This window comes from Brachyspira pilosicoli P43/6/78, assembly GCF_000325665.1.
GTDB classification, from domain to species: Bacteria; Spirochaetota; Brachyspiria; order Brachyspirales; family Brachyspiraceae; genus Brachyspira; species Brachyspira pilosicoli.
Genome location: NC_019908.1, coordinates 265766 through 288848, shown reverse-complemented (window position 1 = coordinate 288848; position 23083 = coordinate 265766). Strand labels below are relative to the sequence as shown.

Annotated in this window: 21 protein-coding genes and 2 pseudogenes; 12 read left to right on the top strand and 11 right to left on the bottom strand. The window is 27.2% G+C overall.

Going from position 1 to position 23083, the window contains the following annotated elements; translation table 11 throughout:
* Positions 1–5: 5 nt before the first annotated feature.
* The 5 genes from BPP43_RS01305 to BPP43_RS01285 all read left to right on the top strand — a co-directional run bounded on the left by BPP43_RS01305 (position 6) and on the right by BPP43_RS01285 (position 2936).
* On the top strand, positions 6–419 hold the full coding sequence (locus BPP43_RS01305) for a hypothetical protein (RefSeq protein WP_015273929.1): 414 nt from the start codon (positions 6–8) through the stop codon (positions 417–419).
* A 17-nt stretch (positions 420–436) separates the two neighbouring features.
* The gene (locus tag BPP43_RS01300) at positions 437–886 is read left to right on the top strand and encodes a hypothetical protein (protein ID WP_015273928.1); all 450 of its coding nucleotides are present in this window, start codon (positions 437–439) and stop codon (positions 884–886) included.
* 71 nt (positions 887–957) lie between these two features.
* Complete coding sequence (locus BPP43_RS01295; protein ID WP_015273927.1) at positions 958–1374, top strand: hypothetical protein; 417 nt, start codon at positions 958–960, stop codon at positions 1372–1374.
* Between the two features lie 71 nt (positions 1375–1445).
* Positions 1446–1889 (top strand): hypothetical protein, encoded by a 444-nt coding sequence (locus tag BPP43_RS01290; RefSeq protein WP_015273926.1) that lies wholly within the window; start codon positions 1446–1448, stop codon positions 1887–1889.
* Between the two features lie 45 nt (positions 1890–1934).
* Positions 1935–2936 (top strand): NAD(P)H-dependent glycerol-3-phosphate dehydrogenase, encoded by a 1002-nt coding sequence (locus BPP43_RS01285; RefSeq protein ID WP_015273925.1) that lies wholly within the window; start codon positions 1935–1937, stop codon positions 2934–2936.
* A 35-nt stretch (positions 2937–2971) separates the two neighbouring features.
* Here BPP43_RS01285 and BPP43_RS12720 read toward each other — a convergent pair whose 3' ends face one another.
* On the bottom strand, positions 2972–3595 hold the full coding sequence (locus tag BPP43_RS12720) for a chemotaxis protein CheW (RefSeq protein ID WP_252832351.1): 624 nt from the start codon (positions 3593–3595) through the stop codon (positions 2972–2974).
* Positions 3585–5333 (bottom strand): chemotaxis protein CheA, encoded by a 1749-nt coding sequence (locus BPP43_RS01280; protein ID WP_252832350.1) that lies wholly within the window; start codon positions 5331–5333, stop codon positions 3585–3587. The genes BPP43_RS12720 and BPP43_RS01280 overlap by 11 nt, the downstream gene beginning before the upstream one ends.
* A gap of 149 nt (positions 5334–5482) precedes the next feature.
* Here BPP43_RS01280 and BPP43_RS01275 point away from each other — a divergent pair, with 149 nt between their 5' ends.
* The 3 genes from BPP43_RS01275 to BPP43_RS01265 are packed head-to-tail and all read left to right on the top strand — an operon-like array spanning position 5483 to position 8465.
* Positions 5483–6784, top strand: coding sequence for a UDP-glucose dehydrogenase family protein (locus BPP43_RS01275; protein ID WP_015273924.1), 1302 nt, complete (start codon positions 5483–5485; stop codon positions 6782–6784).
* A 6-nt stretch (positions 6785–6790) separates the two neighbouring features.
* Positions 6791–7291 carry a metallophosphoesterase family protein gene (locus tag BPP43_RS01270; protein WP_015273923.1) on the top strand — a complete coding sequence of 167 codons (501 nt, stop codon included), beginning with the start codon at positions 6791–6793 and terminating at the stop codon, positions 7289–7291.
* A gap of 16 nt (positions 7292–7307) precedes the next feature.
* A complete protein-coding gene (locus BPP43_RS01265; protein ID WP_015273922.1) occupies positions 7308–8465 on the top strand; it encodes a DUF6348 family protein in 1158 nt (385 codons plus the stop codon).
* Here BPP43_RS01265 and BPP43_RS01260 read toward each other — a convergent pair.
* Positions 8462–10474 (bottom strand): FUSC family protein, encoded by a 2013-nt coding sequence (locus BPP43_RS01260; protein WP_015273921.1) that lies wholly within the window; start codon positions 10472–10474, stop codon positions 8462–8464. The two genes, BPP43_RS01265 and BPP43_RS01260, sit on opposite strands and share 4 nt — an antisense overlap.
* Before the next feature lie 114 nt (positions 10475–10588).
* Between BPP43_RS01260 and BPP43_RS01255 the strand changes: the two genes are divergently transcribed.
* Positions 10589–11827, top strand: coding sequence for an MFS transporter (locus tag BPP43_RS01255; protein ID WP_015273920.1), 1239 nt, complete (start codon positions 10589–10591; stop codon positions 11825–11827).
* On the opposite strand, the pseudogene BPP43_RS01250 reads toward BPP43_RS01255, so the two are convergent.
* A pseudogene (locus tag BPP43_RS01250) lies at positions 11824–12796 on the bottom strand (tRNA dihydrouridine synthase). The gene BPP43_RS01255 and the pseudogene BPP43_RS01250 sit on opposite strands and share 4 nt — an antisense overlap.
* A 116-nt stretch (positions 12797–12912) precedes the next feature.
* Here BPP43_RS01250 and BPP43_RS01245 point away from each other — a divergent pair.
* Genes BPP43_RS01245 through BPP43_RS01235 form a run of 3 tightly spaced genes read left to right on the top strand, consistent with a single transcriptional unit; the run spans position 12913 to position 16625 of the window.
* Positions 12913–13884, top strand: a complete 972-nt coding sequence (locus tag BPP43_RS01245; RefSeq protein ID WP_015273918.1) for a hypothetical protein — start codon at positions 12913–12915, stop codon at positions 13882–13884.
* A 2-nt stretch (positions 13885–13886) separates the two neighbouring features.
* Positions 13887–15275, top strand: coding sequence for a TldD/PmbA family protein (locus BPP43_RS01240; protein WP_013243306.1), 1389 nt, complete (start codon positions 13887–13889; stop codon positions 15273–15275).
* A 3-nt stretch (positions 15276–15278) separates the two neighbouring features.
* Positions 15279–16625 (top strand): TldD/PmbA family protein, encoded by a 1347-nt coding sequence (locus BPP43_RS01235; protein ID WP_015273917.1) that lies wholly within the window; start codon positions 15279–15281, stop codon positions 16623–16625.
* A gap of 474 nt (positions 16626–17099) precedes the next feature.
* On the opposite strand, the gene pgsA is transcribed toward BPP43_RS01235, so the two are convergent.
* From pgsA to rsgA, 7 genes and pseudogenes are all read right to left on the bottom strand, one after another.
* On the bottom strand, positions 17100–17657 hold the full coding sequence (gene pgsA, locus BPP43_RS01230) for a CDP-diacylglycerol--glycerol-3-phosphate 3-phosphatidyltransferase (RefSeq protein ID WP_015273916.1): 558 nt from the start codon (positions 17655–17657) through the stop codon (positions 17100–17102).
* Positions 17658–17686: 29 nt separating this feature from the next.
* Positions 17687–18685, bottom strand: a complete 999-nt coding sequence (locus BPP43_RS01225) for a DUF4340 domain-containing protein (protein ID WP_013243309.1) — start codon at positions 18683–18685, stop codon at positions 17687–17689.
* A gap of 24 nt (positions 18686–18709) precedes the next feature.
* Complete coding sequence (locus BPP43_RS01220) at positions 18710–19432, bottom strand: ABC transporter permease subunit (RefSeq protein WP_013243310.1); 723 nt, start codon at positions 19430–19432, stop codon at positions 18710–18712.
* Positions 19432–20367 carry an ABC transporter ATP-binding protein gene (locus tag BPP43_RS01215; protein WP_015273915.1) on the bottom strand — a complete coding sequence of 312 codons (936 nt, stop codon included), beginning with the start codon at positions 20365–20367 and terminating at the stop codon, positions 19432–19434. The genes BPP43_RS01220 and BPP43_RS01215 overlap by 1 nt, the downstream gene beginning before the upstream one ends.
* Positions 20368–20589: 222 nt before the next feature.
* Positions 20590–21048: an META domain-containing protein gene (locus tag BPP43_RS01210; protein ID WP_013243312.1), complete on the bottom strand. Its 459-nt coding sequence runs from the start codon at positions 21046–21048 to the stop codon at positions 20590–20592.
* A gap of 178 nt (positions 21049–21226) precedes the next feature.
* Positions 21227–21661, bottom strand: a complete 435-nt coding sequence (locus BPP43_RS01205) for an ankyrin repeat domain-containing protein (RefSeq protein WP_015273914.1) — start codon at positions 21659–21661, stop codon at positions 21227–21229.
* A 198-nt stretch (positions 21662–21859) separates the two neighbouring features.
* Positions 21860–22964: pseudogene (rsgA, locus tag BPP43_RS01200) on the bottom strand (ribosome small subunit-dependent GTPase A).
* Positions 22965–23083 lie beyond the last annotated feature (119 nt).

Below are 23083 nucleotides of genomic sequence, written 5' to 3'. Positions count from 1 at the left end.
TACTTATGACTAAAAAAATATTTCTACTTTTATTTACCGTTTTACTTTTATCTATAATGTTTATAAGCTGTAAAAAATTTGATACAACAGCAACAAATATTCAAGGTACCAGTGCTAATCCATATATAAGTATAGACCCTATTTTAGGTCAAGATTATAAATTAAGTGTTACAACAACAGCAACTTCTATTTCTATAGCTATAGTGCTTGCTAATAATACAACAGCTCCTATAGGTGGAGAAGAAACTATAGATAAGATATATCAGGAAACAGGAAGCAGTAATTATAGTTTTCAAAATGGTGTAATGTCTGGCAATTTCAGTGTATTATCAGGCGACCAAATAAAAATTAGTTTTGTAAGAAATACTCCTCCATATCTTAGTGTAAGAGATGTAATTTGTACTGCTAATAATCCTTAATTAAAAGGAATTAAATAATGGAGGCTTTGAGGTTTATTAAAATAATATTTATTTTTTCTATTTCACTACTAGTTATTTTTTTAATAAGTTGCCAAAGCCCTCTATTTCAAACTGAATATAATGCTCAAAATGATCTAGCTGAACAATCAGAATATTATGGACAATATGTTAGCAAAAAAAATGTAGGTAATAATGCAAATGAAAATCTAAATGTTTTCTTAACAAATGATAATGGTATAGGTATTTATATTTGGATAGGAAGTACATCTTTGCCTTCAATTAATAATCAAAGATTCGATATAGAAACTTCTGATATTGACGGAGAATTTCCGCATTATGCTTTTAATAATGAAAAAGTAGTTGGAAAATTCACTATAGTTAACCAAAATGTAATAACTATAACTTTTGCTACACTTTACCAACCATATCTAAATATTCAAAATATAACATGTAATAAAATTCAATAAAATATTTACTTCTATTAAAAATTAAAATATATATGTCGATAATATTAATATATATAAGTTTGGAGTTTTTTATGAAAAAAACTATTATCTTAATAACTATATTTATAATATTTTTAATATCATGTAAAGCAAATACTACAGCCCCAGAAAATGAATATTTAACAACTGCTAATAATTATAAGAGTAGCTTTCCAATACTTGGAAAAACTTATCTTTGGGTAATAACAACCACTGATCAAATATCTTTAAAATTTGGTGCTGATACTGCTCCAACAGAAACAGGTGAAATTATTTATGATGCTGCAACAGGAATTACTAATACAATGCTATCAACTGATAAAAACAATACTAATACATATGCATTTCAAACAGGAACTCTTACAGGAAGTTTAGAAGTATTAGATGCAACTAGAATAAAAGTATATTTTACTCAAAATGTAACTCCATACGCAAAAATAATGGAAGCTGTATGTGAAAAAATGAATTAAACAAAAATCATTATTGACTAAATTAAATAAATTTATTATACTTATGATATATAATTGGAGATGTTATTATCATGAAGAGAATAATAAGTTTTGTAACTATTTTTTTATCAATAATATTTTTTATATCTTGTAAAGCAAATACAGGTCCTATTGAACAATCAGAAAAAACTGCTGGTATAGTTGGAAAAGGATTAAAAAGTTCAAGCCCTGTATTAGCTACAACATATCTTTGGGTAACTTTAGATACAGATGGTTCTACTACTTCAACTATAAATTTACAATTTGGGGATAACGGTACTACAGCACCACAAAATAAAGGTGAAGAAGTTAAGTTTAATGGTAATATAGAACATATATCTCCAACAGCTAATGAAAATGCTAACTCTTATGCATTTCAAAGCGGTACTGTAACAGGTGTAGTAGAAATATTAAGTGAAACTCAAGTTAAAGTAAGCTTTTCTAGAAATATATCACCATATTTAAAAATCAATGATGTAGTATGTACTGCACAATAAAAATTATATAATATTTCCGCAAATTTAAATAAAGGTTAATACTCAATGGAAAATGTTGCAATTATAGGTGCCGGCGGTTGGGGACTTGCTTTAGCTAATATTTTTTCTGAAAAACATCATATTAAAGTATGGGTGCATAGTGAAGATAGCTATAACAATCTTAAAAAATTCCATAGAAACGACAATTATTTACAAAATATACAATTAAATGAGAAAATAGAATTTAGTATGGAGCTTGATGAGGTTATCAATGATGCTAAAATAGTAATTATTGTAACCCCCTCTTTTGCATTCTATAATACTTGTGAAAACATAGAACCATATATAAGCAATGAGCAAATAATAATATCAGCAACAAAAGGCCTAGATAGAAATACCGGCAAAACAATGAGCGAAGTTGCTAGAAGTATAATATCTGGAGAAGTAAATATTCTTACACTCTCTGGTCCTTCTCATGCTGAAGAAGTTGCCAAGGGAGTACCTACTGCAGTAGTAATAGGCGGAGAGAAAGGTGTTTCAGAATATGTGAGAGATACTTTAACAGTTCCTCCAAAATTTAGAATATATAATTCAACAGACCAAAAAGGCGTAGAAATTGGAGGAGCTTTAAAAAACATTATAGCAATAGCAGGCGGAATAGTTGATGGACTTAATTTAGGAGATAATACTAAAGCTGCACTTATAACAAGAGGTCTTCATGAAATAGTAAGATTTGCTTTAAGTAAAGGAGCAAGAATAGATACTATGTATGGTCTTTCAGGAATAGGCGATTTAATAGTAACATGCTCTAGCGGATTAAGCAGAAACAATAGACTTGGAAGAGAGCTTGCTAAAGGAAAAAAATATCAAGATGTTATAGCAAACTCCCATGGTCAAGTAGCTGAAGGAGTATACGCTACAACAGCAGCATATGAGTACGCTCAAAAAAATAATATATATATGCCAATCACAGAGGCTATTTACAATATATTATTTAATAATGCCAATATACAAGAAACCCTAAAAGAACTAATGAGCAAAGATGCTAAAAGTGAAGGTTTTTATTAATTAAAAAATTATTTAATTAATTATTCAATTTCTAATTATTCAATTCCATTAGCTTCTGGTATTTCATTATTTTTCAATTTATTAATGAAACTTCTAAGTTCATTTTTAGATGTATTTGCAGTATTTACTTTTCCTCTCTCTATAATTCTCTTAGTACCTAATCCTACTATGGTTTGAATATCAAGTATAAAACTAACTGTACCATCACCCAAGATAGTAGCCCCTGCTATACCTTCAGATTTTGTTACAGTATCTTTAAGAGTCTTTATAACAATATCTTGCTCACCTATTAAGTTATTAACAAGCAAAGCTACTTTTTTATCTTCAGAAGATATAATAACAGCATAATATGATTTAATATCAGTATATCTTGAAGGAAGTCTAAATAATTCTTTTATGCTAAGTATATTAACTACCTCATCTCTTACTTTAATAACTTCAGTGCCTTCCAATTCATGTATTTCACTAGGCTCTATTTTTATAGTTTCTAATATACTATTAATAGGAACGGCATAATATTCTTTTTCTGCATCCACTATCAAAGCCTGAATAATAGCTACAGTTAAAGGTATTCTTAAAGAGAAAGTAGAACCCTTACCATATTCTGTATCAATACCTACAGTACCATTAATTTTCTCTAAACTTTTTTTAACTAACATCCATTCCTACCCCTCTTCCAGAAACATTTGTAATTTTGGAAGCGGTAGAAAAACCAGGAGCAAATATATATTCAAGCATTTGCTGTTCTGTTAATTTAGCATCAGCAGATACAAGTCCTTTTTTAACAGCACTTTCAAATATCTTATGAGGCTGCATTCCTTTACCGTCATCTGATATTTTAATAATAATGAGGTTACCTTCATGAGATGCCTGCAAAATTACACTGCCTACTCTAGGCTTTCCTGCATTTACCCTCTCTTCAGGCATTTCTATACCATGGTCTACAGCATTTCTTATAATATGCACCAATGGATCAACCAAAGTCTCTATTACAGATTTATCAAGCTCAGTATCTTCTCCATACATTTCTAACTTGATTTCTTTACCTAAATCTCTAGATAAATCTCTTATTAAACGAGGAAATCTATTGAACGTTTGTGCTATAGGAACCATTCTTATTTTCATTACAGTTTCTTGCAATTCATTTGTTACTCTTGTAAGAAGCTGATAAGAACTTCTATATCTATCTAAAGTATATTTGAAATCATCTTCTATTTTTGATATTTCGTTTAACTTACTATTAAAACTATTAATATAGTTAGCTCTCAAGTCTTTAATTTCTTTTTTTTGTGCATAATCTTCAAACTTTCTAAGAATTTGCACTATAGTATCTCTATAATATTTTTTTATATCATTTATTGAATTTGAAATTAACTTACCATAAGAAGACAAATCATCATCATATTGAACATAAGAACTTTTATTTGTAACAAGCTCTCCAACCTGATTCATCATGGCATCTATTCTATCGCTTTCTACTCTCAAATAAGAACTTTGTCTATCAACTTTTTTATCTTTATTATTAACATTTTTTCCATCTTTTGCTGATGAAGAAGCTTCTTTTGATTTTTTACTAGCAGCTATTTTCTCATAATCTTCTAATATAAACTCTTCTATTTTTATTTCCTCTGTTGTTTCTGGGAAAGTTATATCATTAATTATATCATCATCTTCTTCAGGAGTGGCTAATAAATATATTACATCTTGATAAAACTCATCTCCCTCCAAATTTTGTAATGGAGGCACACTTGTAACAATATCCCCTTTATCTTTAAGAGCAACGAATACCTGAACCCCTCCAACTGTTCTCATTGGGCTTTCAGCATTAAATTTAACATGTACTAATTTTATTTTTAAGCCGTCATCTTTATGTTCTCTTATAGCACTTATAATACTATTATCTAAATTCAAATTATCATATATATTTGAAATTTTATCATCTGTTGTTTTATTATCTGCTACCTTACTAGTATCTAACTCTTCTAGACTAGTCTGTGTTTCTGAGCCTAATTTTGAATTTTTAAAATCATCTAGTTTTTTTATTTCGCTTTCTATATTTATAGAGCATACTGACTCATTACTAGCACAGTTAATAAGCTCTTTTAAAATATCTATTCCTTTTAATAAAATATCTATAGTAGCATCATCAACATTAATTTTATTATCTCTTATTAAATCGAGTAAATCTTCAAATCTATGGGCATATTTCTGCGTATCAAAAAGCTCCACTGCCCCAGCACTTCCTTTTAAAGTATGCACTGCTCTAAATATTTCCTGCACAGCATCAACATTATCTCTATCTTTATCAAGAATAAGAATATTCTCTTCTAATCTATCCAACATTTCAAAAGCTTCTTCAAAGAAATCTTTAAGCAAACTTTTTATATAATCATCCATTTAAAATCCTCATATTCTAAAAAAATATTATTACCCATTATTTATTATCGGATAATATTAATTATATCTATAAATTTTACTTGACAATATACTTCTTTATTATATGATAAAATAAATTAAAAGTCTATATCATAAAGAGAGGCACAATTATGGAATTATGTATAATAGGTACAGGTTATGTCGGACTTATAACAGGTGCTTGTTTAGCTGAAATGGGTAATTATGTTACATGTGTGGATAATGATAAAGAAAAATTAAAAAAATTAAAAAATGGAATTACTCCATTATATGAGCCTGGACTAGAAGAGCTTATAGTATCAAATGTATCTGAAGGCAGATTAGAGTTTACAGATGATTTAGACTATGCTGTAAAAAAATCTATTGCTTGTTTTATAGCGGTAGGCACTCCTTCTGGAGATGATGGAAGCTGTGATTTAAGCTTTGTACTTTCTGTGGCTAATGATATAGGCAAGGCTATGAATGGATATAAGGTAATTGTTGATAAATCTACTGTGCCTGTAGGAACTCATAAATTAGTAGAAGATGCTATTAAAAAACATTATAATGGTGAGTTTGATGTGGTTTCTAATCCTGAGTTTTTAAAACAAGGTGCTGCTGTTGATGATTTTCTAAAGCCTGACAGAGTTGTTATTGGTTCTAATTCTGAAAAAGCAATAGATATTATGAGAGATATTTATAATCCATTTACAAGGACTGGCAATCCTATTATTATTATGGACGTGCGTTCTGCTGAGATGACTAAATATGCCGCTAATGCTTTTCTTGCTACAAAGATTTCTTTTGCTAATGAAATTGCTAATATATGTGAAAAAGTAGGTGCTAATGCTGATTTAGTTAGAATCGGTATGTCTAGCGACAGAAGAATAGGAAATCAATTTTTATTTCATGGGCTTGGATATGGCGGAAGCTGTTTCCCTAAAGATGTGCAGGCTTTAATAAAAACTGCTTCAGACTATGGAATTAATTCTGATTTACTTAAGGCTACTCATCAAGTAAATATTAATCAAAGAAAAATTTTTGTTGAAAAGATATTAAAACATTATAACAACGACATTAATGGAAAAACTTTTGCTTTATGGGGATTAGCATTCAAACCTAGAACTAATGATATGAGAGAAGCTCCTGCTATCACAATCATTAATATGCTTCTTGAAAGGGGTGCTAAAATAAGAGCTTATGACCCCAAAGCTTTTGATAGTGCTAAGGCTATATTTGGAGATAAGATATATTATGCTGAAAACTCTTATGATGCTTTAGAGAATGCTGATGCTTTAATACTTGTTACAGAGTGGAATGAGTTTAGAAGACCTAGTTTTGATAAAATAAAAGAATTATTAAAAGAACCTGTTATATTTGACGGCAGAAATCAATACGATAAACAAAGAATGACTGAAAGAGGAATAAAATATATATCTTTAGGAAATGCTTAAAGAATAATGATATATTTTACTTCAGATACTCATTTTTTCGGCAGTATGCATGCTAAAAGAAAGCTATTATTTAATGAATATGCTGACATGCATAAAACTATATTTGATAATTGGAACTCTGTTGTAAATAATAATGATGACATATATATAATTGGCGATTTCTCTAATGAAAAAGGATATATAAAAACTACAGAGCTTCTAAAAAACTTAAATGGAAACAAATATCTAATAAAAGGCAGTAATGATAAATTTTTAGAAAATAAAAAATTCGATTATTCTCTTTTTAATTTTGTTAAAGATTATCATGTACTTAATTTTGAAAATAAAAAAATAATATTGTTCCACTACCCTATACTAGAATGGGAAGGCTATCATCAAAACTCAATTTTAATTCATGGTCATTGGCATCAAGACAAAAAATACAATACCAGAGCATTTAACGTAGCTTCAGATATTCATAACTTTACACCAGTATCCATAAAACAAATATTGAATAATATAAATTAAATGTTATTATATAATTATGAATATATACAAACAACTACTTTTAAATAGACTTCATAAAAACATACAAGATAAAAATAAAATAGAAAATGAAACTATAAGGCTTTTAACTTATGATGTAACAATAGAGCCTAAAATTGTAGAGCTTGAAGAGAAAAGCAGCGTATTATGTTCGGTTTATTTTTACATAAAAGCTCCAATAATAGGAGAAGATTTTTATGAATACTGTTCTGTTATAGCTAATGATAAATATAAGGCTATAGAATTGGTCGCTGATGATTTTGTTTACTGTGCTTTTAATGGAATGATTGATTTTTTGAATGGTGTTTCTCATCATGAGATAGATACTTATATACTTGGAAATAAGAAAAGATTTAGTGTATGTGAAAGCCCTATAATAGGTCTTGGAAGCAGTATTGAAAAAGAAAAATTTTATAATGAATATATAAAAAATGATGATAGTAATAATTATTCTTCTTTTTTGTGGTATGCTATAAGCAGAGAAATTCCTTTTATGCTTGCAAACACTAGAGTAAATATTATTAAAGTGTATGGTGCTAAAATGCCTGATGGTGAAATTGTTACAGAATGCTATATAAATAATAATCATAGCGAAAGTATTGAAAATGCTATAATTGAATATATTGATAAATGGGACAACAAAGAAGAGTTTTTCTCTATAAAGCAATTCTTTTTTATTCTTCAATATGATTATAGTTATAAAAAATATCCATACACGAGAGAAGAAATTGAATATTTTGTAATAGAATATGTATTGGAATTTGAAAAGAGTCATAAAAATTATGAAATGTTTATAAACAATATAAAAAATATAATAACAGATAAAAACATAAGAGAAGAGATTATTAACTTTGTGCCAGAAATATGCACAGAAAATGCTTTTAAAGATATTAGGTTTGATGAGAGAGTAAAAGTTAATATAGGCTCTAACAATTATACAATATTAAAAAGCCAATTTACAAGCTACAAATATATAGAAGATGCATTAATAGACGGTTTTTCTAATAAAATATTTAAAGAAGAAACATTTAATAATTTAATACATATAAGCAATTCATACAACATTATATACGAAGCTATGCAAAACAATATTAAAACTAAAGACATAATAGTTTCAACAACATTTAATTTTACAGAAGATTATCAGTATATTTAAAATATATTATTCATATTATCTTTTATAGATGCATTTACAGAGTTAATAGAATCAAAACAATTTTGAAGTCTATAAAATATATAAGAATCAGTTTTTATTGGTTCTTTTAAATCTTTGCTGTTAAAATCATCAATTTCATTTTTAAATAGTTTTGCTATATTCTCTAAAATAAATGATATATTTTCAATAAACATAAGCATATTATTTTTATCTTCTTTTCTGTTGTATTTCTTTAACAAATATATTAATTGCTCAGCTTCTACTATAAACTTTCTATTTGCCTCTATAAGTGAATCTGTAATTGGAGTGCCTTTATATTTAGTTTGATTTTTTTCATGTATTATAATATTGTTTTTTATCATATAAGCTTTTAATAATATTTCATACAAATAGCTTGAAGTATCTTCACTATTAATAACTCTTTTCATTTGATTAATTATCATAGTATCTATTTCTATAAGCTCGCTAATTTTATCAACCATACCCTTATGGCTTTCAGTTTTCATTATAAAATTGTCAAACAACCATACTATAAACAAAGCAATCATAATAAATCCTACTCTCGATGAAGTAGAAAGCAATTTCGTCATATATGGAAAAGAAGATATTAATGCAGACATTGTTCCGTATATTTTTTTAAATAAAGTATTAATAGAAGCTAAAGATAATACAAAGCATAACCCTATAAAAGGTATAATCATATAATAAGGCATATATCTAAATACAGCACCAAATATTAAAACTCCTATAATATTTCCTATAAGATTAATTTTTAAATTAGCCTTAACATCTTCATAAAAAGGATACATCATTATATAAGAAAGTATAGGAAGCCAATATCCACGTATAGCTATTTTCTCAGGCAAAAAATATCTAATTGTAAAAGTTATACACATTATAATGCCCATCTTTAAAGCAAATCTAAAATGACATTTATTAATATTAAACTCTTTTTTTATTATTCTAAATTTTAAATAAAACTCCTTTTCTATCTCTAAATCATCAGCCCTATTCTCAAACATATTATGCAGTATATTATCAAGCTTTCTTAATACATAAAGCCATTCATAATTTTTATTCTCATCGCTAAGAGTATAATTATCATTAAAAGTTTTTATTTGTTTTGTTATAGAATTAAACTCTTCTTCTTTTTTAGTAATATCATTTTTTAAAAACTCTCTAATATTCTCTAAAAGCTTATATAAATTAGAAAAATAATCAAAATCACTATCTATTAAATTATTAATATTTTTATACTCTTTTTCTATTAACTGATTAATCTCTTCCAAAAATAATACAAACTCAAAATCATTAATATTCTTATTGCTCATAATAGAGTTTCTTTTTAATGAATCTGTATATATAGAAGATGTATATAGTTTTATACTAGAAAACAAATCATCTATCTTTTTTAAATCACATTTTTTGCTGCATAGTAATAATAATTTTTTGTTTATAATTCCAATACATTTTGAAGCCAAAGCATTATTATTATTTTTAGTGATTATTTTGTTTAATGATAAAAATATAAATATAATTATCAAAGCAAAACCAATAGATTCCATTCTAAGAGATATATTTTCTATCGGAATATTATAAGCTTGAAATATCACATAAGCAAAACCATATATAAAGTATCCCCTAGGCACAAAATCATCAGATAATAAAAACACTATCAAAAAAGGCACTACAAAATTAAGTATTATTATTAAAAAAATATTTTGTTCAGCAATGGTAGCTAGAAACCCAAGTAAAAGTATTCTAAAAGCTACAAGAGGATAATTTGATGCTGTAAAACTTTGACGCATTAATCCGCATATAAATATACTAACAACACCAATAGTAGAGTTTTCTCTTCCATAAAGTTTTGCTGTTATAACAAGAATAAAAAGCCCTACCAAAACACTTGGGGTAAAGTCTGCTACCCTTTTTAAAAATGATATAAATATTTCTTTTTGCTTTATATAAAAATATTTTGACAGAAGATTTGAATTTATTATTTTATTCATAATAATTACTATAAATAAAAACAAAAAATAGTCAATACAAAAATAATATATAACTTAATTGAATTTTATATTGTAAATAGTATAATAGCATGCAATATTCATATAGGTTTAATAATGAAATTAAATTACACCCACACATTATATGCAAGTTATAATGGATATATAACTCAAGCTATAATAAATATTTTTCCTCCTCTTATTTTTATAGTATTTCAAAAAGATTTTAATATATCACTCACACAAATAGGTTTATTATCTTCTTTTAATTTTGCAATGCAAATGATAATTGATTTTTTAGCCATTAAGTTTATAGATAAAATAGGCTATAGAATACCAATAATTTTAGCACATATATTTTCTGCTTTAGGTTTAATACTGCTTGGTATACTTCCATTTTTTATTAATCCATATATTGCTATATTAATATGTTTTTTTATCAATGCTATAGGAGGAGGATTAATAGAGGTTTTAATAAGTCCAATAGTTGAAGCACTTCCAGAAAACCAAAAAACTAAAGCTATGAATATACTTCATTCTTTTTACTGTTGGGGTTCTATGTCAGTTGTAATATTTTCTACAATATATTTTAATTTATTTGGCATAGAAAATTGGAAATACTTATCTATCATCTGGGCAATAGTGCCTTTAGTAAATATATTTTTGTTTGCCAATGTACCTATAAATGTATTAGTTACTCATGAAGAAAATAAAAATGCTGATAATACAGTCTCTATAAGAAAATTATTATCTGTAAAAATAGTGTTAGTTTTTGTTTTGCTTATGATATGTGCGGGCTCTAGTGAACAAACTATTGCACAGTGGGTATCATTATTTGCTGAACTTGGTCTTAATGTAAATAAAAGTTTTGGGGATATATTTGGTACAAGCATGTTTGCTTTTTGTATGGGAATAGTTAGGCTTATTTACGGATTTAAATCTGAAAAGATAGATATAAAAAAGGCTCTTACTATATCTTCAATATTTTGTTTTATTGGCTATATTATAATAGTCTTTAGCCCTTATGCTTTAATATCATTAATAGGCTCTGCTTTAGTTGGTCTTTCTGTTGCTATAATGTGGCCTTCTGTATTTAGCTTGGCATCAAAAACTTATAGTAAAGGCGGCACTGCTATGTTTGCTTTGCTTGCTTTGGCTGGAGATATTGGCTGTGCTATTGGGCCTGGAATTGTAGGACTTGTCTCTAATAATAAAAAAATAATCAATATATTTAATAACATCATTTCAAACAATGATATAATGCAAATAGGTTTAAAGGCAGGTATATTTTTTGCTGTAATATTTCCTATAATTATGTTTATAACTTTAATATTTTTTAGAAGAAAAGAAAATTAATCTTTTACAACTTCATCTATTAACTTAAACAAATCATTTTTATTTTTCGCATTTCATAAACTCAATTTTTTTATCCATTCTAAAACCAGTAAGATATTTCATAATAAATTTACGCATAAAATGTATACCGCTTACTTCGCCATAAAGTTCACAGCAGCCGTTTATATGCTCTATTAAAACAGATTTTAAATTTCTAGTATCATCATCATTATACTCAGCATTATCATCAAATATAGTATTTAACTCTCTAAACACCCAAGGATTACCAATAGCAGCCCTTCCAACCATAATGCCGTCAACCTTTGATATTTCAAAAGCTCTTTTAGCATCTTCCTTTGTTTTTATGTCCCCATTTCCAATTAATATATAATCATCTCCTAAAGCCTCTTTTACCTTAGCAATAGCTTCCCAATCTGCAACTCCTCTATATAAGTCGCTTGCATATCTGCCGTGAAGAGTAAGAAATACTGCTCCATTCTCTTTTAAAGCTAAAGCCCTTTCTATCTCACCGCCCTCGCCTCTCTGAAAGCCTAATCTTATCTTAACACTAACAGGCAAAGGAGAAACGCTTTTTACAGTATTTAGTATAGAAACCATTTTGTCTGTATCCGATAAAAGTCCAGCTCCTCCATTGTTTCTCACCACCTTTTTTGTAGGGCAGCCCATATTAATATCTATAAATGAAAAACCAGATAAATCTGTAAGCTCTATTGCCTTCTTAAAATCATCTTCTTTATTTCCAAATATTTGCAAAGATATAGGATATTCATCTTCCTTATGCTCCATATATCTATAAGTCTTTTTTATCATTCTAGCCAAAGCAGCAGCACTCACTAATTCTGTTACAAGAAGCCCCGCACCAAACCTTCTGGAAAGTCTTCTAAATACATAATCAGTATAACCTGCCATAGGTGCTAAAAAAAATCTTGAAGGAATCTCAACGTTTGCTATTGTTATTTTTCTATTCATAAACTAAAACCTTATTTCAAATTAGAGAATTATAAACAATTAATAAAAAACTTCAATAAAAAATATAGAATTATAGTACTAAAATAGTATATAAAAAATTGATTTAATAAATTTTTATGTTAAAATGTATTGCTATGAATAGAAACTTTAATATAGAAATTTTTGATAATATAAATATCTTAAAAGAACTTGCTAAAACTTGGAATGTATTTCTACATTTTAGAATATGCTGCGTATCTCTAAAAAACTCTGAATATTTACTTAGCATACTATCTTCTATAGTAAATAAAAATTACAGCTATAAAAATGTAGAAGCTTTATCAAACAACATGATAAACGAATACAATTCAAAACATGCAGACTTTTATCTTATAAATAAATATATAAATAAAGATTATAATAATAAAGTTTTATCAGAAATAGTAAGCTCTATCGAAGGCAAAGAAGTATATATAACAGAAGATTATAATAAAGATATTGAATATTTAGATAATTTGGATTTAGACCCTATATTAAAACTACTTGTATTTCAAAGAATATCATATGATTATTTAAAAAATTATAAAAATTGCATAAATATATTTAAAATAATATTTAACCTATACTCTAAAAGAATAAAATTATTAGATAATCCAATATTATATCCAGATGCTTTTTTTCAAATTAATATGGTTGACCATTTTAATCATGAATCGGTGATAATATATTTAAAATTTTTAAGAGATATTTGTTTATATGGTATGGAGACTATTAACTTCGTATATGATAATTTAAATATATTAAAAAGCAAATTAGACAAAGATAAAAAATTTAAAAGCATTTTAAAAACGAAATCATTTTTCATAATCTTCATGACGCCATATATTAAAATAGTAGATTTAATGGAATTATTCAAATGGAAAAGAGATAAAGCAGCAAGGTTATTATTGAGACTAAAAAATGAAGGATTATTTTTTGAATTAAAAATAAAAAAAGAAAAACTCTATATAAATAAATATCTTATAGACTTATTTGCTAAGGGTAAACATAATAAACCTGATGACTTTTTATCTAAGAAAACAGCAACAAAAAAAATTAAGGAGAGCTAAAAATGAAATACTTTCAGTTTGACAGCAATTTTTTGCATAGTGTTTTAGAAGAGGCTTTAAAAAATGGAGGCGAGTATGCTGATTTATTTTTTGAAGATACTAAGATTAATAATATAAGTTATTTAGATAAAAAAGTTGATGATATGAGTCTTGGCAATAATTATGGTGTTGGACTTAGAGTAATAGTTGATAAAAAAACAATATATTTATATTCTAATGACACTACTAATGATAGTTTAATTAATTTAGCAAGAAGTGTCTCTTCTATTGTAAAGAATAAAAAACATATAGTAAAAGATTTTATAAAGTCTAAAGAAAAAGATAATCACCCTGTTCATATTAATCCTTTTGATGTTAATTTTGATGAGAAAATAGAAACTCTTGCCTATTTGGATAAAACGGCAAGAAAAGTATCAGATAAAATAAAACAAGTAAGTGCAAGATATATGGAAAAAGAGAGAAATATTTTAGTATGTACAAGCAACGGTATATTAAAAGAAGACTCTCAAACTTATATAAGATTAGTAATGATGTCTATGGCTTCAGACGGCACTAACACACAAACTTCAAGCAGAACAAAAGGAGCATTAGACGGTTTTCAGGTGATAAGAGATATTAACTTGGAAAATATGGCTATAGAAACTGCTAATTCTGCAATAAAAATGCTTGATTCAGAATATCCAAAATCTGGTAAATACCCTGTTGTAATAGACAATGCTTTTGGCGGTGTAATATTTCACGAGGCTTGCGGACATGCTTTAGAGGCTACTTCTGTTGCTGATAATGCTAGTGTTTTTTGTAATAAATTAGGAGAGAAAATAGCTTCCGATGTTGTTACTGCTATAGATGATGGCACTATAAAAAATGCTTGGGGAAGTTATAATATTGATGATGAAGGAAATGATGCACAGAGAACTGTTTTAATAGAAAACGGAATACTTAAAAGCTATTTGGTTGATGAGCTTGGTTCTATAAAGATGAATCAAAAAGTTACAGGAAGTGCAAGAAGAGAAAGCTATAAATATGCCCCTACTTCAAGAATGAGAAACACATTTATTGATAAAGGCAACTCCACTTTTGAAGAGCTCATATCTGGCATAGAGTATGGACTTTATGCTAAAAAGATGGGAGGAGGCTCTGTGGACCCTGCTACTACAGATTATAACTTTGCTGTATCTGAAGGCTATTTAATAGAAAATGGTAAAATTACCAAACCTGTAAGAGGTGCTACGCTTATAGGACGCGGTGATGAAACTCTTATGAATATAGAAGCAGTATCATCAAATTTAGAATTAGCTGACGGAATATGCGGAAGTATTTCTGGAAGTGTGCCTACTACAGTTGGACAGCCTGCTATTAGAGTAAAAGAGCTTACAGTTGGAGGAAGATAAAAAATGGAAAGAAGCGAAAAAATAAAAGAAATATTTAACATTGTCAAAAATAAATTGGATAATGATTATAAAATAGAAATTTATATGTCTAATAGCGGTGAAGAAGAGTTTACTGTTAGAGAGAGAGATTTAGATAAATACACTTTTGCTGAGTCTGGAGGCATTGGTTTAAGATTAATAAAAAATGGTCAAGTGGGTGTAAGCTTTACTGAAAAAATTGACTTTAATGATGAAAACATAAACAATTTAATTAACAATGCTAAAAACTCTCTTAAATATGCCGCATCAGAACCAGAGTTTAATACTCTTATAGAAGAAAGCGAAGAGAAAGCATATAATTTAATTAATAAAGACATAACTAATTTAACAAATGATGAACTAAAAAAAATATCACTTTCAATAGAAGATAAACTATATTCATTAGATAAAAGAATTGTAAATGTGCCTTCATGCGGTTTGGCAAGATATGATTTCTCTAAACATATTATAAACAGCAATGGAATATGCAAGGAAGAGAAAAAAAACAGTATATCATATTATGCTGAAGTAATAGCAAAAGATTCTAATGCTGTAAAAACTTTTTTTGATGTTTATTCTTCAAAAGACACTAAGTTTGATGTTGATAGTTTTTGCAAAAATATAGTTGATAATGTTGTAAGCAAATTGGAAGCTAAAGAGATAAAAAGCGGAAAATATAAAACTGTTTTTACAAGCAAAGCTATGAGAACAATGCTTGGAGCTTATTTATCATTATTTTCTTCTGAAGCTGTTCAAAAACAGTTATCCCTACTTCAAGGAAAATTAAACCAAAAAATAGCAAGCGAGATTATAAACATAAAAGATATTCCAATGTTTGATAATGGACTAGCCAACACTAATTTTGACGGAGAAGGCTCTGCTACAAAAGATTTAAATATCATCACAAATGGTGTATTAAATAGCTATCTATACAATAATTACACAGCAAGAAAAGAAAACAGAAAAACAACCTCTCATGCATCAAGAGGATTTAAAACTTCTATAGGAATATCATGCCATAACTTAATTTTAGAAAATGATAAAAATACTCAAGAAGAACTGATATCACAAATAAAAGACGGCATATTAGTAAACTCACTTACAGGTACTCATGCAGGTGTAAACTCTATAAGCGGAGATTTCTCTCTTCAAGCAGAAGGAATAAAAATAGAAAACGGTAAATTATCACACACAGCAAATCCGTTTATAGTTTCAGGAAACATATTAGATTTTCTAAACAATATAGAAATGCTTGCCAATGATACCGACTATCATCATTCATCTATATACACGCCAAGTGCATTGATAAAAGAGCTATCATTTTCAAGCTAATAGTAAAAATTTTGAAGTTTTTTATTTGTGGAGGCTTTGCCCCCTGCGAAGCGTACCCGTAGGGTGCACACCCCCACTTCTTTTTCTGCCGAAAAGAAGCAAAAAAGGCTGCATTTTTTTAACTTAAAATATATGCATTATCTTATACTTTATACATATTCCAAAATATATAACGCTATAGTATTTGTACTTTTTGCAACTTTTTGCTACGGGAAAAAGTTGATAGAAAATAATTATTTTAATATAGACTAAAAATTTTTAAGTCTCTCAAAAATATTTTTATGTTTTTTTATTCTCGGGGGCTAGCCCCCCCTGCGAAGCGTACCCGTAGGGTAGAACCCCCACTTCTTTTGCCGATAGGCACCTACTCGGTATTGATATAAAAGAAGCAAAAGAACTACATTTTCAACTAAAAATACTTTTTATTATTTAATGTAACTAACTCCAATTATAGAGTAAAAATAATACAAATATTTATTTCTTATCTGTCTTTCCTTTAAGAAGCGGCATATAATCAAAAAATGAATATATAGTAATAATTGTTACAACAAGTAAACTATAATATATTATCTTGTCATAAGGTAAAACTATAGAAGTATATTTAAGTATCTTTATTAAAAATATTATCACAACAGCAATAGCCCTTGAAGCAGTTTTTAATTTACCGCTAAACTTGGCAGCAACAGCAAATCCTCTAAGCCCTCCAAGTATTCTTACAAACATAGAAAACATATCCCTATAAAGTGAAATAATATACATCCACATAGGCATAGAGCCTTCATACAAGAATATTGTAAACATAGTAATATGAAAAACAGTATCAGCAAAAGGGTCTAATACTTTGCCCAAATCACTCACTATATTAAACTTTCTTGCGAGCATACCATCTAAAGCATCAGTTATCTCTAATATAATCAAAAATATTAAAGCAAGTATTGCCGTAATGATAGAATTATAAAAATATAAAAATATCACTAACGGCGACAAAATAATTCTGCTGAAGCTAAGTAAATTAGGAATATGTTTTTTCATAATTTTATCCTTAAATTATTTTTATAAAATTATTTTTCTAAACCTTCGTATAATTTAAGACTTTCTTCATCTGTAGAATCTAATACTTCTTCACTGTCTTCTACACTATCACTTTTTTCATAATAATCTTTGCTTCTCATAGCTGCATCATATATAGAATAATCCACCTCATAAACTATACCGCTTTTAGGCATTACATATATCTTATCATCTACAGTATATACCAACTCATAAACTTCTTTAGTATTATCCTGCATATATATTGTAATAACAGCATCTGGAATTTTAAATAACTGTTTCATTAAATCTTGGTCATATACAAAAGCAGATGCCTTAACTAAAGATAAAGTTTCATAATCTCTATATGCTTTATCCAAATCAGTCTGCTCAGCCAAATCATCTACAACCCAATTAGTTCTATTTAATTTTTTTATTGTATTAGTATAATCTTTAGTAGCAATTTCTACTGTTGTTACAGAATCTAAAATTATAGGGCTTTCAAATATCTCTTTATCTCTCAACATATCTATTGTTTTTTTAAGAGCTTCTATATAAACATACTCAACACTAAAATACTCATCATTATATTTTACATAATATCTTTCGCCATCAGGAGTTTTATTTCCAACATATATTTTATGTTCTTTTTTTCCGTCCCAAACTGTAAACTCATTAGTTGGATTATCCAAACCAAAAGAATCAACCTCGCTTAAATTGGTTATTATCAAATCTATATTAAGAGTATTAAAGTTCTTAACATTAGCAAAAGCTTCCATTTGGTCAACTTTATAATTATTCTCTGGAGAAGTTATAGTCCAAACATCATTCTTTTTTTCTACTGTTATATCCTGATTGTCATATATAAGATGATACTTGTTTACATTAGTTTCATTAAGCTCAAAAATCTGAGTTCTTGGTTTATTTGCTATTAATTGCTGTTTTTTATATTTAGTTGTAAAAAAAGCACCAAAGCTAATGATAATTAACACAACTAAAAGAATTATTATTTTTTTTAAATTTTTATTCATATGTTTATCCTAAATTATTATATATTATTTTCTATTTTGAAGAATGATATTTGCTAAATACAAAAATATAGTTGTTACAGAAAGAAAATAAACAATATCTCTTAAATCTATTACGCCTCTTGCAATATTAGCAAAATGATAATCCCCGCTAATAAATAATATAAAATTAGAAGTATTTGGAAAAAGAAGCCCCAAAAACTTTAATAATATATTTAAAGATACCATTATAGCCAAAGCAACAATCAAGGCTATTATTTGATTTTTTGTAACAGATGAAGCAAATATACCTATAGCACATAAAGCTGATATTAAAAATACACTTCCAACATAACCGCCTATCACAGGTCCAATATCTAATCTGCCTAAAAAAAGCAAAGTAATAGGATAGAGTATTGTAGGCAATAAAGCAAAAAGCATAAATACTACAGCAGATAAAAACTTACCTATTATAATATCTAATGTAGTTACAGATTGAGTGCTTATTAACTCATAAGAACCGCTTGAAAACTCACTTGATAATAAACCCATTGTAATTGGAGGTATTATAAGAGAAAGTATAAAAGGCAAAATTGAAAAATAATCTTGCATATCATTTTGCGATAATATAAAAAATCTTGAGAAAAAATATATTCCTGAAGCTATTAAAAATATTGCAGAAAATATATAAGCTATTGGAGATAAAAAGATATGTCTTAATTCTTTTTTTAATATTATTTTAGTTTTATTAAAAGAAAAAATATTAGTCATCAATTTTCTCCTTTAGTTAAAGTATGGAATACTGTCTCTAGGTTCTCTTTCTCTTTTACAAACTCATATATTATCCAATCTGTATTTTTTATAAATTTGTAAACCTTTTCAATAGGCTCTTTGTCTGTTGTTTTTACAATAATTGTTTTTATATTATTATCTTCTTCAACTAGAGTTATATCTTGAATATTATCTAAACTATTTAACTTTGTCTTTATAGTTTCAAAGCTATCATTAGTCTTTAGAGAAAGTTTAATAGATGATATTTTATTATCAACAGTTAAATGTTTAGGGTCATTATCAGCAATAATAGTTCCTTTGTTTATAATAATAGCTCTAGAACAAGTAGCCTCAACTTCGCTTAATATATGTGTAGATATTAAAACTGTTTTCTCTTTTCCAAGTTCTTTGATAAGCTCTCTAATTTCAACAATCTGATTAGGGTCAAGACCGTTTGTAGGCTCATCTAATATAAGTATTTTAGGGTCATGTATAATGGCTCCAGCAAGCCCTACTCTTTGCTTATAACCTTTAGAAAGCTCTCCTATAGGCTTTGATATTACATCTTTAAGAGAACAAGCCTCAACAACATAATTAAGTCTCTCTGATAATTTATTTCTATCTAGCTCCTGTATGTCTGCCATATAAACCAAATAATCAAAAACACACATATCATTATATAAAGGAGCAGATTCTGGAAGGTATCCTACTATTTTTTTTATCTCTATATCTTTATCTAAAATACTTTTTCCATCTATAATAGCATCTCCACTTGTAGGAGAAAGATATGATGTTAATATTCTTAAAGTGGTTGATTTACCAGCACCATTAGGTCCTAATATACCGACAATCTCTCCAGATTTTATTTCAAAGCTAATGCCTTTTAAAGCTTGAAAATCATCATAATATTTAGTTAAATTCTTAACTGAAATCATATTTTGTATATATCCTTAAAAAACATTTATTAAATAATAACTTATAATCTAAACTAATAAGAAAGAATTATAATATAAAAAATGTAAAATCTCAACTATAATAATAACCATAAAATTCTTTAAGTGTTATATATATTTTAATACATATAAATAAAAAAAGAGTGCCGGAATAATATCCAACACTCTATTATTTAGTTATAAAAAATATTTCTTAAATATTTCTTACTGATTATTAGTTACTATTTCTACGTTTTGAGTAAAAGTATAAATTAAGTTAGTACCAGAAGTAGTAGTAATAGTTAATACATCGCCGTCTAAAGCAATAGTATCAGCACCATTTAATATTTGTAAATATTCCATTTCTGCATTCATATCTTCTTCAGGACCAGCCATTTTAGTAGAACCCATAGGGCTTAATTTAATTTTGTCGCCTTCCAAAGTAAAACCGCCAAAATAATTGTTGATAACAGCTTTACCGCCTAACATATTAGTAGCAGAAAAAGCAATAGTTACTGTTTTTCCTTCATACATATTAGTAAGAGCAAACTCTTTACCTAATAAATCATCAACTGTAATCATAGCAGCATTTGCTGTTTCAGTTGTTGTATTTGAAGATTGTCCGCAAGATACTGCGAATATTGCTCCTATAACAGCAAGAACTAAAATTAATATTTTTTTCATTTTTATCCTCTCTATTAAATTTTGTAAAGAGAATTATATTATAATTAAATTTATTATCAATATAAATATTATAATTTTAATAGAATTTAATATATTTTTTTAATATTTTGGCAATAAAAATAGTATTTAATAAAAAATTATTTAGTAAATACTATTTTAAAAATATTATTTTATTAAATTATTTTGCACCAGCTGCTTTTAAAATTTCAACTATATTCTGATGTCCTCTTTCGCTTGCATAGCTTAATGCTGTTTTTCCGTATTTATCTTTGATATTAATATCAGCACCAGCATTCACCAACATACGCACTATTTCAGTATAACCTTTATATGAAGCTCTATTTAAAGCAGTTCTCTTTCTAACATTTACAGCATTTAAATCTGCTTTCTTTTCTATTAAAAGGCTAACAACTTCTGTAAGTCCTTCTTCAGCTGCCTCTATTAATGGCGTCTCTCCCATTCTGTCTTTTGTGTTAATATCCGCCCCTGAGTTTATAAGTTCTATTGCTCTTTTGCTATCTTTTTTCTCTAAAGCTTCCATCAATGGAGTCATCTTTCTTTGAGCAAATAAAGATAAACTAAAAAGCATTATCAAAATAATAATTTTTTTCATAAAAAACTCCGTTTAATTTATAAAACACACATTATAAAAATAGTATAATAAATGCAACAGAGTTTGTCAATTTTTTGTAAATAAAATTTGTAGTAAATTTACGTTTTGGCTTATATATAGAGAGACAAATAAAATTAATTTACATTGAAAGAATTTCATTATATTTTTTTTGATTAAATATAATTATAAAAATCTGCATTATTTCTTATTTTTTGCATTCATCTTTTTATAATTATTTCTATGTTTAGTGATTTTTTTAAGTAGCCATTTTTCTGTCTTTCTTTATCTCTATAGAACTTTTTTGTAATTCTCTATTTTCATTGAGAAGCGTTATATAAGCATCATATCTCTCATAAGGTATCTCATCGTTTTCAAGAAGCTCCAATATATAACAATCTGGTTCATGCTGATGCGTACAGTCTTTAAACTTACATTTTTTAGCATACTCTTCCAAATCTTCAAAAGTTTTCTTTATACCTTTATCATCTTCCCATAAACCTAAATTTCTTAAACCCGGAGTATCTATTACAACGCCTCCGCTCTCTAAAACTAAAAGCTCTCTATGTGTTGTAGTATGCATTCCTTTAAAATCGTACTCTCTCACCTCTTGAGTTTTCATTTTCTCATCTTTCAAAAGATAATTAATAATAGTAGATTTTCCAGCACCAGAGGCCCCTATAAAAACTGATGAAGTATCTTTCTTAATATATTTTAAAAATGTATCAGCGTTTTTTCCTGTTTTTGAACTGTAAGCAAATGCGGTTTCATTAGGATAAGTTTCTTTTATAGTAGCTAATAATTCTTTATATTCAGCATCTTCATACAAATCTATTTTACTTATTGCAATTATTGGTTTAATACCAGAAGTGTGAACTACAGATAAATATCTAGCAATAGCAGACATAGGCATTTCATTATCAATTCCTACTATAATAAAAGCATAATCAATATTGCTTACAATAGCTTGAATATCATTTTTCTTGACATTGGCTTTTCTATATAAAATATTTTTTCTAGTGAGAATAGTATCAATAAAAGCATTATTATCCGACTTTTTCATTAATACCCAATCACCAACAACAGGAAGCTCACTTTGTACTTCGGAGTTATATCTAATCTTTCCTTTAATTCTTGCTAAAAACTCACCTTCATCAGAGAACAAAGTATAATATCTTTTATTAATTCTTATCACTCTTGCAGGCACAAGTTCTTCGTTATTGATTTCTTTTAAAGAATTAATTTTCAAACTTTCTAATGCTAACTTTTCAAAATATTCGTCAAAACCAATATCTTTTATCTTCAATATATTTATCCTTAATATTTATTATTAATTATATAATACTAAACATAAAAATATTTGTCAATTTTATTATTATTACATAAATAATAAATTTATTAACTATTTAATACAATAGGTATTTA